General features: G+C 66.6%; 11 protein-coding genes, 1 tRNA gene and 1 riboswitch. Of the genes, 8 read left to right on the top strand and 4 right to left on the bottom strand.

Annotated features, from left to right (window positions below; genetic code table 11):
- The first annotated feature begins 829 nt into the window (after positions 1-829).
- The 6 genes from UUA_RS01655 (at position 830) to UUA_RS01680 (ending at position 6,387) form a co-directional block, all read left to right on the top strand.
- A tRNA-Gly gene (locus UUA_RS01655) sits at positions 830-903 on the top strand.
- Positions 904-919: 16 nt separating this feature from the next.
- Complete coding sequence (gene ltrA, locus UUA_RS01660; RefSeq protein ID WP_008433702.1) at positions 920-2,545, top strand: group II intron reverse transcriptase/maturase; 1,626 nt, start codon at positions 920-922, stop codon at positions 2,543-2,545.
- Between the two features lie 184 nt (positions 2,546-2,729).
- On the top strand, positions 2,730-3,197 hold the full coding sequence (locus tag UUA_RS01665; RefSeq protein WP_008433703.1) for an ATP-dependent zinc protease family protein: 468 nt from the start codon (positions 2,730-2,732) through the stop codon (positions 3,195-3,197).
- A 7-nt stretch (positions 3,198-3,204) separates the two neighbouring features.
- Positions 3,205-4,125 carry a 30S ribosomal protein S6--L-glutamate ligase gene (gene rimK, locus UUA_RS01670; protein WP_008433705.1) on the top strand — a complete coding sequence of 307 codons (921 nt, stop codon included), beginning with the start codon at positions 3,205-3,207 and terminating at the stop codon, positions 4,123-4,125.
- A gap of 308 nt (positions 4,126-4,433) precedes the next feature.
- Positions 4,434-5,120, top strand: a complete 687-nt coding sequence (locus UUA_RS01675; protein WP_008433707.1) for a response regulator transcription factor — start codon at positions 4,434-4,436, stop codon at positions 5,118-5,120.
- Positions 5,104-6,387: a sensor histidine kinase gene (locus UUA_RS01680; protein WP_008433708.1), complete on the top strand. Its 1,284-nt coding sequence runs from the start codon at positions 5,104-5,106 to the stop codon at positions 6,385-6,387. The genes UUA_RS01675 and UUA_RS01680 overlap by 17 nt, the downstream gene beginning before the upstream one ends.
- A gap of 214 nt (positions 6,388-6,601) precedes the next feature.
- On the opposite strand, the gene UUA_RS01685 is transcribed toward UUA_RS01680, so the two are convergent.
- From UUA_RS01685 to metF, 3 genes are all read right to left on the bottom strand, one after another.
- Positions 6,602-7,519, bottom strand: a complete 918-nt coding sequence (locus UUA_RS01685; RefSeq protein WP_008433710.1) for a branched-chain amino acid transaminase — start codon at positions 7,517-7,519, stop codon at positions 6,602-6,604.
- Positions 7,520-7,584: 65 nt separating this feature from the next.
- Positions 7,585-8,160 (bottom strand): DUF4124 domain-containing protein, encoded by a 576-nt coding sequence (locus UUA_RS01690; RefSeq protein ID WP_008433712.1) that lies wholly within the window; start codon positions 8,158-8,160, stop codon positions 7,585-7,587.
- 25 nt (positions 8,161-8,185) lie between these two features.
- On the bottom strand, positions 8,186-9,010 hold the full coding sequence (gene metF / locus UUA_RS01695) for a methylenetetrahydrofolate reductase [NAD(P)H] (protein WP_008433714.1): 825 nt from the start codon (positions 9,008-9,010) through the stop codon (positions 8,186-8,188).
- 242 nt (positions 9,011-9,252) lie between these two features.
- On the opposite strand from metF, the gene UUA_RS01700 reads away from it, so the two are divergent.
- Positions 9,253-9,810: a DUF3228 family protein gene (locus tag UUA_RS01700; protein ID WP_008433715.1), complete on the top strand. Its 558-nt coding sequence runs from the start codon at positions 9,253-9,255 to the stop codon at positions 9,808-9,810.
- 94 nt (positions 9,811-9,904) lie between these two features.
- On the opposite strand, the gene ahcY is transcribed toward UUA_RS01700, so the two are convergent.
- The gene (gene ahcY, locus UUA_RS01705) at positions 9,905-11,344 is read right to left on the bottom strand and encodes an adenosylhomocysteinase (RefSeq protein ID WP_008433716.1); all 1,440 of its coding nucleotides are present in this window, start codon (positions 11,342-11,344) and stop codon (positions 9,905-9,907) included.
- Positions 11,345-11,425: 81 nt separating this feature from the next.
- Positions 11,426-11,518, bottom strand: a riboswitch (S-adenosyl-L-homocysteine riboswitch).
- Positions 11,519-11,628: 110 nt separating this feature from the next.
- On the opposite strand from ahcY, the gene ppc reads away from it, so the two are divergent.
- Entirely contained in the window at positions 11,629-14,334 is a 2,706-nt protein-coding gene (ppc, locus tag UUA_RS01710; protein WP_008433717.1) for a phosphoenolpyruvate carboxylase, read from the top strand.
- Positions 14,335-14,369 lie beyond the last annotated feature (35 nt).

Below are 14,369 nucleotides of genomic sequence, written 5' to 3' on the forward strand. Positions count from 1 at the left end.
CGTGCGACACGAGCCGTGTACGTGCGCGTTAAAGGCAGCCAGGGCCTCATAGCCTGGTAACCGAAGCCCCAAGCACTCCATTGTGCGCAAGGCGGGACACGGCCCGAATCCGTGGCACGTCAGCGTCGGTCACCGACAGTTGTGCAACAGGCTGTTGCACAATTTCAGGGGCCAACGCTATACACGGCGAACGCCGTGCGAGTAATTGTCAGTCGGCCTCAGGCCGAACTGACCCGGTGTTCAGCCACCGGTAGCCTAGGAGCAGTGCGGAACTGGAAACGGTTCCGTGCCAAGCGCTCTGACAATGTAGCCACCCTCACGGGTACGCTAGTTCCGCGAGGGACCAGCGTGACCTCGGAAGATGCATCCGAGTAGGCGCTAGGCTGTGCAGCAAGGGTTAGCGCAAGCGAACCATCGTCCTAAACGTCGTCAAGCTAACTGGGCCAAAGGCATTTGATAGGCCCTGCCCAAAACGGGACGAGGTCGGTCATTCCCCTGCTTGGTGGGAATGCGCTGATGGAGTACCTCCGGCGAAAAGATGGAACCCCAGCTACACTGTTACTTGTACGGAACGTGGAAACCCCGATAGGCTGTCGACACTTCGGTGCCGACTAAACATCCCGCAAGGGACGTTGAAGGCTTAGCGGGCACAGGATCGCGGAAAAAGCGAAGGCCCGGCTGTAATGGCCGGGATAGGGGATGAAACGATCGCCCCGACCCGAAAGGGTGCAGACTTCCGCGTGGTGGCCTGTCGCTAGACAGGCCTGACAACCAACTCCCGATGGGGCGACGCCCCCATCAGGGGACGTCCATCCCCAAAGGGTCATGGGCGGGTGTAGCTCAATGGTAGAGCTGTTGCTTCCCAAGCAACTGACGAGGGTTCGATTCCCTTCACCCGCTCCAACTTTGGAGGACTGATATGGACGCCAATACCCTTGGCGATGTCGCCTCCGCGCGCTGGAACCAGTGGCACACGATCCCGTGGGCCGAAGCGTTCCAACACGTCAGGAGGTTGCAGGCACGCATAGCGAAGGCAGCAAAGGACGAAAACTGGCGCACCGTGAAACGGTTGCAAAAGTTGCTAGTCCGCTCGACTACCGCACGAGCAGTCGCGGTGCGTCGAGTTACGGAGAACCGAGGCCGGAAGACCCCCGGTGTGGATGGCCTCACTTGGTCCACACCCAAGGAGAAGTGGAAGGCGATATCAGCGCTGGACTCGCGCGGGTACCGTCCCAAACCGCTTCGCAGGATCCACATCCCGAAGGCCAACGGCGGGAAGCGGCCCTTAGGCATACCCACGATGAAGGACCGAACCATGCAGGCGCTGCACTGGCTTGCACTCGATCCTGTCGCGGAAACCCGAGGTGACCTCAACTCGTACGGCTTTCGCTCTGGACGCTCAACGGCAGATGCCATCGCCCAGTGCCATAACGCACTGAGCCGAGAACATTCGCCGCAATGGGTGTTGGAGGGCGATATCAAGGCGTGCTTCGACAACATCAGCCATGACTGGCTGGTGTGCAACGTGCCGATGGATCGGCGCTTGCTGGAGAAGTGGCTAAAAGCCGGATTTGTGGAGGGTCGGAAACTGTTCCCGACGGATGCAGGTACGCCACAAGGCGGGATCATCTCCCCGTGTTTGGCAAACCTGGCGTTGGACGGCATGGAACGGTTGTTGAAAGACAGCCTCCCACGCCGGGACAAGGTGAACTTCATCCGGTATGCGGACGACTTTGTGGTGACCGGGGCCTCAAAAGAGGTTCTGGAAGCCAAGGTCAAGCCGCTGATCGTGGGTTTCCTATCCGAGCGCGGATTAGTGCTCTCGGAAAAGAAGACAAAAATCACTCACGTGACGGAGGGGTTCGATTTCCTTGGCTGGCATGTTCAGAGGCACAAGAAATTTCTGAACATTGTCCCGTCGAAACGAAACGCCAAGGCGTTCTACGCGAAGGTCAGGGACCGGCTGCGTGAACTACGAGGCGCAAGGCAGGATGACGTGGTGTTCGCCCTCAACCCGATTCTCAGGGGATGGGCCAACTACCACCAAATCGTGCATGCGTCACGGACGTTCGCAAAGCTGGATTACCAGATCACGCGCGCGCTATGGCGATGGGCAACGCGTCGGCATCCCATGAAGGGCAAGCGTTGGATCAAACGGCGGTACTTCCGCCGGGACGATTCCCGCGATTGGCTCTTTCGGACGGATGTGTCCAGCCTGATGCACCTGGCCAAGGTTCCTGTGGTCAGGCACGTGAAGGTTAGGTCCGATACCAACCCATACGACCCAAAGGACGAGGCCTACTTCGACGAGCGACTGACTCGGCGGATGCGGTCCACTCTGCAAGGACGCAGGAGGTTGTACTGGCTGTGGAACCGACAGGAGGGCGTCTGCCCAATCTGCTCCGCCAAGATCACCAAGGCCACGGGATGGAACGTTCATCACGTGGTCTGGAGGGTCTACGGCGGCTCGGACAAACTGTCCAACCTGCAGTTGCTCCACCCGACGTGTCACAAGCAGTTGCACGCGCGAGGCACGAAGGGATAGGCTGCCGCTCGTTCCGCGGGTGTGGATCGAGTTCTTGGCTGCTTGAGCCGTATGAGGCGAAAGTCTCACGTACGGTTCTTAGGGGAGGGGGTGGCCGCGAGGCCACCTCCTCACCCGACTACTGACGAGGGTTCGATTCCCTTCACCCGCTCCACTCCCCGGTCGCCGAACATCCCGAAACCCTATGGCGGATCTGATCACCGCGGCCCTGACGACCTTGGGCTGGCGCGAGCGGCTGGCGTTGCCGCAATTGGGCATCGACATGCTCAAGGCCAAGCTCGACACCGGTGCGCGCAGCAGTTCGCTGCATGTGGATACCCTCGAAGAATTCCAGCGCGACGGCGCGACCTGGCTGCGCTTCACGCTCCATGTGGGGCGGCGCCAGCCGGTGGAAACCCGTTGCGAGGCGCCGGCGTGGGACCGCCGCGCGGTCACCGACACCGGCGGGCGGCGCACCGAGCGCTGGTTCATCCGCAGCGAGATACAACTGGCCGGGCAGCGCTTCAGCGTCGACATCAACCTGACTGATCGCCGGCATATGCTGTTTCCGATGCTGCTGGGCCGCAGTGCGCTGAACGGGCGCTTTGCGGTGGACCCGGCGCGCTCCTACACCCAGCCGCGCCCGCCGCTTGCGGCCACGGACCTTCGATGACCCGCCCATGAAGATTGCGATCCTCTCGCGCAACACCCGGCTCTATTCGACCAAGCGCCTGGTCGAGGCGGCGCGCGAGCGCGGGCACGTGGTACGCGTGCTCGACCCGTTGCGCTGCTACGTGCGCGTCGCGCCGGGCGCCTCGTCGATCCGCTACAAGGGCAGGGAAGTGCGCGACATCGACGCGGTGATCCCGCGCATCGGCACCACCAGCACGTTCTACGGCACCGCGGTGCTGCGCCAGCTGGAAATGATGGGCGTGTACACGCCGAACCCGTCCGACGCGGTGCTGCGCGCGCGCGACAAGCTGCGCTGCCTGCAGATTCTCGCCGCGCAGGGCATCGACATGCCGGTGACGGTGTTCGGCGACAACCCGGACGACGCCGACGACGTACTGGCCCTGCTCGGCGATCCGCCGCACGTGATCAAGCTCAACGAGGGCAGCCAGGGTACCGGCGTGGTGCTGGCCGAGAAGCGTGCCGCCTCGCAGAGCGTGATCGAGGCGTTCCGCGGGCTGTATGCGAACTTCCTGGTGCAGGAGTTCATCGCCGAGGCGAAGGGCAGCGACTTGCGCTGTTTCGTGGTCGGCAAGAAGGTGGTGGCGGCGATGCAGCGCGACGCCACTCCGGGCGATTTTCGCGCCAACCTGCACCGTGGCGGCACTGCGATGGCGGCCACGCTGAGCGTCGAGGAGAAACGTATCGCCGTGCGCGCGGCCGGCGCGCTGGGGCTGGGTATCGCCGGCGTCGATCTGCTGCGCTCGAAGCGCGGCCCGCTGCTGCTGGAAGTGAATGCCTCGCCTGGGCTGGAAGGCATCGAGGCCGCCACCGGCGTCGATGTGGCCGGCGCGGTGGTGGAGCTGCTGGAGGCGCAGGCGCGCGAAGTGCCTGCCGAGACCCGCCCGCATCGCAAGCCGGTCAGGGCCTGAGCTGCCATTGCACGATGGCATCACGACCGGATGAGAACGGGTTAACCGCACCGTAACCCGGCACCCCCTATAAAGCGGTCACTGTTTTTTGCGGTACCGCGGCCTGCGTGGCCCGGTGAGGCAGACAATGGTATCGGGGCAGTAGCTCTTGGGCCCGGGTGGGCGACGGCGAGTCGCGCATCCGGGCTTTTTTCTTGCCGTGCACGTCCCCATTCAGTTTCACGGTGCCGCCGGCGCACCGGCTTCACCCAAGATTGTTAAGCTTGCAGCTCCAGCCGGCCCGTGCGCCGGCTGCGCAGGAGTGACCCATGCGCGTACTGGTAATCGAAGACAACAGCGATATCGCCACCAACATCGGCGACTATCTGGAAGACCGCGGCCACGTGGTGGATTTCGCCGGTGATGGCGTGACCGGCCTGCATCTGGCGGTGGTGCACGATTTCGACGTGATAGTGCTCGACCTCACCCTGCCCGGCATGGACGGCCTGGAAGTCGCGCGCAAGCTGCGCCATGAGGCGCACAAGCAGACCCCGATCCTGATGCTGACCGCGCGCGATGCGCTGGAGCAGAAGCTGACCGGTTTCGAATCCGGCGCCGACGACTACATGACCAAGCCGTTCGCGCTGCAGGAGCTGGCGGCGCGGCTGGAAGTGCTGGCGCGCCGCGGCAAGGGCCCGCAGAGCCGCGTGCTGAAGGTGGCCGACCTCACCTTCAACCTGGACACGCTCACGGTGAACCGCGAGGGCAAGTCGATCCAGCTGAACCCGATCGGCCTGAAGCTGCTGCAGGCGCTGATGGAGGCGAGCCCGTCGGTGGTCACCCGGCAGGACCTGGAGCAGCGCGTGTGGGGCGAGGAACTGCCCGACAGCGACAGCTTGCGCGTGCACATCCACGGCCTGCGCGCGGCGATCGACAAACCCTTCGACAAGCCGCTGATCCACACGCGGCACGGCATTGGCTATCGGATGGTCGAGCCGGATGCAATCCAGGCGTAAGCTGCGGTTCCGCCTGGTCGTCTCCTTCGCGCTGTTCGGCTTCGGCCTTAGCGCGCTGTTTGCGTTTGCGGCGTTGAACATCCGCACGCGGGTGGAGGATCAGCTGGTCAATGCCAGCCTGATGGACGACGCCAAGTGGGCGAATCAGCAGGCGCGCGAGCATCCCGGTGCCCCCAGCGGCTCCCGCCTGCTCACCGGCACGGTGCTCAGTGACCGCACCTTGTACAAGGCACCGCTCACCTGGCAGAGCCTCAAAAACGGGGTGCACGACATTTTCGAAGCAGGGCCGGACGGCAAGGAGCACCATTACAAGCTCGCCGTTTATCGCGAAGGCGGCATCATCAGCTTTCTGCAATATGACGTGTCGCGCGAAGAGCTCGGCAAGCAGCAACTGCTCTTCAGCGTGATCGGCGCGGTATTCCTGTTTGGCCTGCTCTCGCTGGTACTGGGCCTGTGGCTGTCGCGCAAGGTGCTCAAGCCGGTCAGCGAGCTGGCCAACCGCCTGCGCGATTTTCGCAAGGCCGGCAAGGCCGAGCCGCTGGCACCGCATTTCGCCGACGACGAAGTGGGCGAGCTGGCGCACGCGCTCGACGAGTACTCGGCGCGGCTCACCGCGATGGTCGAGCGCGACCGCGAATTCAATTCCGATGTCAGCCACGAGCTGCGCACGCCGCTGGCGGTGATCGCCTCCACCACCGAACTTCTGCAGGGTTCGCCCGACCTCACGCCCAAGCTCGCCGAACGCCTCAAGCGCATCGAGCGCGCCTCGCGCCAGGCCACCGAACTGATCGAGGCGCTGCTGCTATTGTCGCGTGCCGAGCGGCGCGGGCCCACCCGCGGCGAGACCACCGAGGTGGGCAAGGTCGCCGCCGACGTGATCGAGAGCCAGCGCCCGCAGATGCGCGGCAAGCCGCTGACCATCGAACTCGCCGTCAGCGCGCCGGTCAGCGTCAACGCGCCAGCTTCGGTGCTGTCGGTGGCGCTGACCAACCTGGTCGGCAACGCAATCAAATACACGCTTGAAGGCAGCGTGCGCGTCGAAGTGGGCGATGGCCGCATCGAGGTGATCGACACCGGCCCCGGAATCAAGCCGGAGGACGCCGAGCGACTGTTCCTGCGAGGCGTGCGCGGCGAAGGCGCGGGTGGCAGCGGCGCCGGCCTCGGCCTGGCGATCGTGCGCCGGCTGTGCGAGCTCTATGGCTGGGATGTCTCGATGCGCCCGCGTGCCGACGCCAACGGCGCGATCGCCAGCATCAGGTTCGGCTGAGCGCGGGGAGTGAATGGTGGAGCGAAGAGTGAGGAACGGTAATTAGCGCGTAGGCCGGGCACCACCAGCCGTTTTGTCACCGGACCACCGATCGAAAAGCCGGCGGGCAGTGCCCACCCTACGAAGCGTGGCTTGGGAGCGTGTGAGGAAGAGTGGGGAATGAAGGCTTTATGCTCTCATTTCTCACTCGTCGCTCCCACACGCACTTCTGCCCTCAGACCTGCTCCAGCCAGCCCCATTTGTCGTGGGTGCGGCCGTCGAACAGGCCGAAGAACAGCTCCTGCAGGCGCAGCGTCACGCGGCCGGCCTTGCCGGTGCCGACCTGCTTACCGTCGACCGAGCGGATCGGGGTGATTTCGGCGGCGGTGCCGCACATCAGCACTTCCTCGGCGAGGTAGAGGTATTCGCGCGGGATGTCGCGCTCGACCACCTCGATGCCGTCTTCGCGGGCCAGCGTCATCAGCGTGTTGCGGGTGATGCCGGTGAGCAGCGAGGCGCTGGCAGGCGGCGTGTGCAGCACGCCGTCGAAGACCAGGAACAGGTTCTCGCCGGCGCCTTCGCTGAGCAGCCCGGTGGAAGCCAGCGCAATGCCTTCGCCGAAGCCAAGGCGGCGCGCCTCGCGCGCGATCAGCTGACCGGACAGGTAATTGCCGCCGGCCTTGGCGCCGGCCGGGATGGTGTTCGGCGCGAAGCGCTGCCAGCTCGACACGCAGGCGTCGATGCCGTTCTGCAACGCTTCGGCGCCGAGGTACGGGCCCATCGGCCAGGCGGCCACCGCCATGTCGATCGGGGTCTCGGCGGACAGGCCGAAGCCGCCCAGTCCGCGATACGCCAGCGGGCGCAGGTAGGAAGCGCCCAGGCCGTTCCTCTTGATCACTTCGCGGCAGGCTGCGGCCAGTTCGTCAGCCGTGTACGGCAGCGCCATGTCGTAGATCTTGGCGGACATGTACAGCCGGTTCAGGTGGTCGGTGAGGCGGAAGATCGCCGCGCCGTCGGGCGTGGCGTAGCTGCGGATCCCCTCGAACACCGACGAGCCGTAATGCAGCGCATGCGACATCACGTGGGTGGTCGCCTCGGCCCAGGGCTTGATGCTGCCGTTCTGCCAGATCCATTCGGGGTATTGCTGGGCCATGTCGGTTCTCCGTTGGGGACCGCCCATGATAACTGCTGGCCGCCGGGGCGGCGTCAATGGCTGCGTCAATTCGCGCTGCGCAGCCACAGGCAGCCGGCCTGCCGTACCAGGTCGAAACGCAGTTCGCGCGGGGCGCCGCTGCCGTCGTTGCCGGCGACATGCAGCACCAGTTGCTCGCCGGGCGATGGCGCCGCCGGCGCGGTGTCCGTCACTGGCGGGGTGTCGGTGCTGACGGCAGGGGCCGGTGTGGCACCACCCGGCAAGTCCGCGTCCAGCAGCGGCTGCTTCATCAGTTCGGCCAGCGAACGGATATCCGCGATCACCGCACCGCGGCCGTAGCCGTTCCACAGCATCAGGCCGGCGAGGCGGTTGGCGTCACGGCTGGCGAAGGCGTCGATCACGCTCTGGCGCAGTTCGTCGGGGCTGGCGGCGCACAGGACGGGCGACGGCGCTGTCAGCGAAGTGGCCGGCGCGGACGGAGCGTTAGGGTTGACCGGAGTGGCTTGCAGCGCCGTGCAGGGCTGGTCGGTGAACACCGCGCCGCCGTTCGCGCCGATGCAGCGATGGATCGGCGACTGTGCCGCGGCGGGGGCGGTGACGGCCAGCAGGATCAGCGAGAGCAGGGCGGCCAGGCGGTGCATCGCGCCAGCATAACCGCCCCGCCAATCAGGAAAGTTGCTGCAGTACCGCCTGGGTCGCCTTCGCCCGGTTCAGCGTATAGAAGTGCAGCCCGGGCGCGCCGCCGTCGAGCAGGCGCCGGCACAGCTGCGCCACCACCTCGGCACCGAGCGCACGGACCGAATCGGCGTCGTCGCCGTGGGCCTGCATGCGCTTGGCGATCCAGCGCGGGATCTCGGCTCCGCACAGGTCGGAGAAGCGCTTCAGCTGGCTGAAGTTCGCGATCGGCATGATGCCCGGCACGATCGGCACCTCGACGCCGAGCCGGTGCACGTCGTCGATGAAGCGGAAATACGCATCGGGGTTGAAGAAGTACTGGGTGATCGCACCGTTCGCGCCGGCGTCGATCTTCGCCTTGAAATGCATGAGGTCGCGCAGCGCATCGTCGGCCTGCGGATGGGTTTCCGGGTACGCCGCCACCTCGATGTGGAAATGGTCGCCGCAGTACTCGCGGATGAAGCCCACCAGTTCGGCGGCGTAGCGGAAGTCGCCCGCGCTGGCCATGCCCGAGGGCATGTCGCCGCGCAGCGCCACGATGCGCCGGTAACCGGCGGCGCGGTAGCCGTCCAGCAGCGCGGCGATCTCCGCCCGCGTGCCGCCCATGCACGACAGGTGCGGCGCGACGTTGAAGCCATGCTGCGTGTGCAGCCGCGCCACGGTGTCGCCGGTGTAGCTGAGCGTCGAACCGCCGGCGCCGAAGGTGACCGAGGCATATTCCGGCCCGTGCGCCTTCAACACCTGCGCCGCGCGGTCGAGCTGTGCGCGCTGCTCGTCGGTCTTGGGCGGGAAGAATTCGAAGCTGATGGCTGGCATGGGCGTCCTTCGCGGCGGCTGCGGGCAATTCTATACGTTCATCGCGATGGAAAGATAGACGTCCGGATACGAGGCAGGGAAACCCCGCGTGATGTCCGCGCAAGCGGGTATCCACGTGATCTTTGGCAGACCCTCAGGGGATGCCCGCTTGCGCGGCCATGACGTCATCGTCAATCGGGCATGGCTCCCGGCAGGAAGAAGCACCGCGTGCGCTACGCTGGGGTTTTTTCATCGGCTCGGTCATGTCCATCGTCCTCACCCCGTTCGCCCGTGCCCGCCTGTTCCCGCGCGAGAGGCGCGGCAACACCATCCAGGACTGCACTCCCGAAACGTTCCAGCAGCGCCTGAACGACGAGCCGCCGTCGCGCGTGCTGGATGGCTACGCGCCGTTCTGCAAGCTGCACGTGCACCGCAACTGGACCTCCACGCGCTGCCTCACCGTGCCGATCACCGAGGCCAACCGCCCCCGGCTGCGCAGCGCCTACGAGGCACGCACCAAGGCCGAACTGGCGGTGCTGGTGCGCTGGTTCGAGGGTGTGGAATCGCCGGTGGCGAACTGGCTGATCCCCATCCTCTACAGCCGCGAGCAGCTGGCGAAAGAGGGCGAGCCGATCGACGCCGACTGGGGCATCGTCGGCTGCCTCTACACCATGGAGCCCGCGGAAATCCCGATGGCGCCGATCACCATGCTGCGCAACGCGCTGGGCGTGGACGAGGGCGGCTCCGGCGTGCCGCTGGACCGCGAGGCCTATCGGCGCAGTGTGGCGTTCTGGGAGGCCAACGCGAACTGGCGGCCCTGATCCATCCGGGCGTTGCGATGGGTGTTTTGCGTCCCCGCAAATGAAACGGACGCCGTGAGGCGCCCGTTTCATAGATGCACCAACGAAGCCCCGCTCAGTAGCGGTAGTGATCCGGCTTGTACGGACCTTCCAGCGGCACGCCGAGGTAGGCGGCCTGGGTCGGGGTGAGCGTGGTCAGTTTCACGCCGATCTTTTCCAGGTGCAGGCGCGCGACTTCCTCGTCGAGCTTCTTCGGCAGGATATAAACCTTGGCCTCGTAGCTGTCTTTGTGCGCCCACAGGTCGATCTGCGCCAGGGTCTGGTTGGAGAACGAGTTCGACATCACGAAGCTCGGGTGGCCAGTGGCGCAGCCCAGGTTGACCAGGCGGCCCTCGGCGAGCAGGAAGATCGCGCGGCCATCCTTGAAGGTGTACTTGTCCACCTGCGGCTTGATGTTGAGCTTGGTCACGCCGGCCATGGCGTTCAGCGCGTCGACCTGGATCTCGTTGTCGAAGTGGCCGATGTTGCAGACGATGGCCTGGTCCTTCATCGCTTTCAGGTGGTCCAGGGTCAGCACGTCCTTGTTGCCGGTGGTGGTGACGTAGATGTCGCCGCGGCCCAGCGTGCTCTCGACCGTGTTGACCTCGAAGCCTTCCATCGCCGCCTGCAGCGCGTTGATCGGGTCGATCTCGGTGACCACCACGCGCGAACCGTAGGCACGCAGCGAGTGCGCGCAGCCCTTGCCGACGTCGCCGTAGCCGCAGACCACGGCGACCTTGCCGGCCAGCATCACGTCCATCGCGCGCTTCAGGCCATCGGCCAGCGACTCGCGGCAGCCGTACAGATTGTCGAACTTGCTCTTGGTGACTGAGTCGTTGACGTTGATCGCCGGGACCAGCAGCGACTTGGCCTCGGCCAGCTGGTACAGGCGGTGCACGCCGGTGGTGGTCTCCTCGGAGACGCCCTTCCAGTCCTTGACCACGGTATGCCAGTAGCCCGGGCGCTCGGCGTGCACGCGCTTCAGCAGGTTCTTGATCACCTGCTCCTCGTGCGAGGAGGCCTTTTCGTCGACCCACTTCGAACCGTTCTCCAGCTCGTAGCCCTTGTGGATCAGCAGCGTCACGTCGCCGCCGTCGTCCACCACCAGCTGCGGGCCAAGGAAGCCGCCCTTGCCGTCGGGGAAGGACAGCGCGTCCAGCGTGCAGTCCCAGTACTCCTCCAGCGTCTCGCCCTTCCAGGCGAACACCGGCGTGCCGGTGGCGGCGATCGCGGCGGCGGCGTGGTCCTGGGTCGAGAAGATGTTGCAGGAGGCCCAGCGCACGTCAGCGCCAATGTCCTTCAGCGTCTCGATCAGCACCGCGGTCTGGATCGTCATGTGCAGCGAGCCGGTCACGCGCACGCCCTGCAGCGGCTTGGCGGCGGCGTACTTGCGGCGGATCGACATCAGACCCGGCATCTCGTGCTCGGCGATGTCCAGTTCCTTGCGGCCGAAGTCGGCCAGCGACAGGTCGCGGATCTTGTAGTCCTGGGTGTTTTCTTTGAGCGCGGCGTTCATCGGTGATCTCCGGTTAGTGCGAGGCTCTTTCGAGGAGCCCGGCCATGGATGGCCGGCCTGCTGCGAAGGGACTCGCGTACAAGCAACCGGGCGCCGTTGTGGAACGTGCCGCGCCGAGCCTGGCCGGTTCCCGCGAAGTTCGTTCACGGAACGGTCGCAGCGCCCCTCGGCGGGCAGTGCAGAAGGGCATTGTAACGGCAGACATGAGCTTATGCCGCATGGTTGGGTGTCGCCCGCGTCGGGATTGGTTACGCTGGGGATCAGGCCTGTCATGGAGTAGCCGTGTGGAAGCAAGTCGCGAACCCGAATTCCTGCCGCCCGACGGCCCGTTGCGCGAGGATGTCGGCCGGCTCGGCGCGATGGTCGGGCGCATGCTGGCCGAACAGGGCGGCAGGGCGTTCTTCGAGCGGGTCGAGCAGGTGCGCCAGGCGGCGATCCGCCGCCGCCGCGAAGGCGCCACGCTGGAGGAACTGGCCGCCTCGCTGGCCGGCCTCGACGCCCGCGACGCCGAAGCGCTGGCGCGCGCGTTCGCCACCTACTTCCAGGCGGTGAACACCGCCGAGCGGGTGCACCGCATCCGCCGCCGCCGCGACTACCAGCGCGAGGGCAGCGCGCCGCAGCCCGAATCGCTGCTCGACGTGCTGGGCCGGCTGAAGGCCGAAGGCGTGGGCGCCGACGAACTGGTCGGCTGGCTCGACCGGCTGTGGATCGAGCCGGTGTTCACCGCGCACCCGACCGAGGCGGTGCGCCGCTCGCTGCTGGAGAAGGAGCAGGCAATCGTTGCTTCGCTGATCGACGGCTTCGATCCGCAGCGTACGCCGCAGGAGCGGCAGGAGGACGACGACCGCATCTACATGGCGCTGTCCGCCGGCTGGCAGACCGCCGAGGCCTCGCCGGTGCGGCCCAGCGTGCAGGACGAACGCGAGCACGTGGATTTCTACCTGGCCCATCCGCTGTACCGGATCGTGCCGGCGCTGTACGAATCGCTGGCGCAGGCGCTGCAGACGACCTACGGCGTGGCGATCCGGCTGCCACGGCTGCTGCGCTTCGCCAGTTGGGTCGGCGGCGACATGGACGGCAACCCGAACGTGGGCGCCGACACCATCGCCGACTGCCTCGACTCGCAGCGCGCGCTGGTGCTGGAGCGCTACCGTGAGGACGTGGCCGCGCTGGCGCGGTCGCTGAGCCAGACCGAGGGGCGGGTGGCGGTGTCCGATGCGCTGCGCGTGCGGCTGGCCGACTACCGCGCGCGTTTTCCCGCGGCCGCGGCGCAGATCCGCCCGCGCCACGCCGACATGCCGTACCGCCGCCTGCTGCAACTGGTTGGCGCGCGGTTGGCGCTGACCCAGGACGACGACGCGGACGGCTATGCGACCAGTGACGAGTTGCTGGACGACCTGCAGCTGATCGCCGACAGCCTGTTCCAGCATCGCGGCGTGCACGCCGGCGCCTATGCGGTGGAACGCCTGCAGTGCCGCGTGCGCAGCTTCGGCTTCCACCTGGCCCGGCTCGACGTGCGGCAGGATTCGCGCGTGCACGACGACGCGCTGGCGGCACTGCTGGCCGAGCCGGACTGGGCCGCGCGCGACGGCGCTGAACGGGCCATGCGCCTGCGCCCGTACGCCAGCGGCGATGCGGTTTTCCCCCACAGCGAGGATGCTGGCGCCACCTCGCTGCAGGCGGTGTTCGCCACCCTGCGCGACAGCCGCAAGAGCCACGGCTGCGACGCCACCGGCCTGTACATCATCAGCATGGCGCGCTCGGCCGCCGACGTGCTGGCGGTGCTGGCGCTGGCGCGGCGTGGCGGGCTGGTCGATGCGGCGGGCGACGTGCCGCTCAACATCGCGCCGCTGTTCGAGACCGTCGACGACCTGAAGAACGCGCCGGCCACGCTGCGCGCATTGCTCGGCGATCCGGTCTACCGCCGCCACCTCGCCGCGCGCGGCGACCAGCAGTGGGTGATGCTGGGTTACTCCGACAGCGGCAAGGACGGCGGCACGCTGGCCTCGCGCTGGGGTCTGCAGCGCGCCCAAGTGGAATTGCTGGAGGTGGCGCACGCAGCCGGCATCCAGCTGGCGTTCTTCCACGGCCGCGGTGGCTCGGCCAGCCGCGGCGGTGCGCGCATCACGCCGGCGCTGATGTCCGCACCGCGCGGCGCGGTGGCCGGCGTGCTGCGGGTGACCGAGCAGGGCGAGGTGATCCACCGCAAGTACGGCATCCGCGCGCTGGCGCTGCGCAACCTGGAGCAGACCATGGGCGCGGTGCTGCGCGCCTCGCTGCGCCCGCGCGAAGACGAACCGCGCGAGGAACGCTGGCGCGAAGTGATGAACACGCTGTCGGCGACCAGCCGACAGAGCTACCGCGCCTTCGTCGAGCGCGACGGTTTCGTCGACTATTTCCGCAGCGCCACGCCGGTCGACGTGATCGAGCAGATGACCCTGGGTTCGCGCCCGGCCAGCCGCCGCAGCATGCGCGGCGTGCAGGATCTGCGCGCGATCCCGTGGGTATTCGCCTGGACCCAGTGCCGCTCGATCCTGCCCGGCTGGTACGGCCTGGGCAGCGCGCTGGAGCAGGGTGTACGGCAATTTGGCAAAGAAACGCTGGCGGAGATGGCGCGCGACTGGCCGTTCTTCTGCAACCTGCTCGACGACGTGGAAATGGTGCTGGCCAAGTGCGACCTGGACATCGCCGAGGCGTTCTCGAAATTGTCCGGCCCGGCGCACGACGAGTTCTTCGGCCTGATCCGCGCCGAGTTCGCACGCACCCGACACTGGCTACTGCAACTGAAAGGCAGCGACGTACTACTGCATGGCGAGCCGCGCCTGGCCGCCTCGATCCGCCTGCGCAACCCCTACGTCGATCCGATGAGCCTGCTGCAGGTCGACCTGCTGCAGCGCTGGCGCGCAGGCGAGCGCAGCGACGACGCCGTACTGCAGGCGCTGGTCGCCTGCGTCAACGGCGTTTCGCAGGGCTTGCAGAACACCGGCTGACCGCGCCCTCACCCTTTTTTGTAGGAGCCCGCTCG

Origin of the sequence: Rhodanobacter thiooxydans LCS2 (assembly GCF_000264375.1) — a bacterium.
Taxonomy (GTDB): Bacteria; Pseudomonadota; Gammaproteobacteria; order Xanthomonadales; family Rhodanobacteraceae; genus Rhodanobacter; species Rhodanobacter thiooxydans.

Coding starts and splice junctions, on each gene's coding strand:
- UUA_RS01680 (WP_008433708.1), top strand. CDS start 5,104: ATGCAATCCAGGCGTAAGCTGCGGTTCCGCCTGGTCGTCTCCTTCGCG.
- UUA_RS01675 (WP_008433707.1), top strand. CDS start 4,434: ATGCGCGTACTGGTAATCGAAGACAACAGCGATATCGCCACCAACATC.
- ahcY (WP_008433716.1), bottom strand. CDS start 11,344: ATGAACGCCGCGCTCAAAGAAAACACCCAGGACTACAAGATCCGCGAC.
- UUA_RS01665 (WP_008433703.1), top strand. CDS start 2,730: ATGGCGGATCTGATCACCGCGGCCCTGACGACCTTGGGCTGGCGCGAG.
- rimK (WP_008433705.1), top strand. CDS start 3,205: ATGAAGATTGCGATCCTCTCGCGCAACACCCGGCTCTATTCGACCAAG.
- UUA_RS01685 (WP_008433710.1), bottom strand. CDS start 7,519: ATGGCCCAGCAATACCCCGAATGGATCTGGCAGAACGGCAGCATCAAG.
- metF (WP_008433714.1), bottom strand. CDS start 9,010: ATGCCAGCCATCAGCTTCGAATTCTTCCCGCCCAAGACCGACGAGCAG.
- UUA_RS01690 (WP_008433712.1), bottom strand. CDS start 8,160: ATGCACCGCCTGGCCGCCCTGCTCTCGCTGATCCTGCTGGCCGTCACC.
- ltrA (WP_008433702.1), top strand. CDS start 920: ATGGACGCCAATACCCTTGGCGATGTCGCCTCCGCGCGCTGGAACCAG.
- UUA_RS01700 (WP_008433715.1), top strand. CDS start 9,253: ATGTCCATCGTCCTCACCCCGTTCGCCCGTGCCCGCCTGTTCCCGCGC.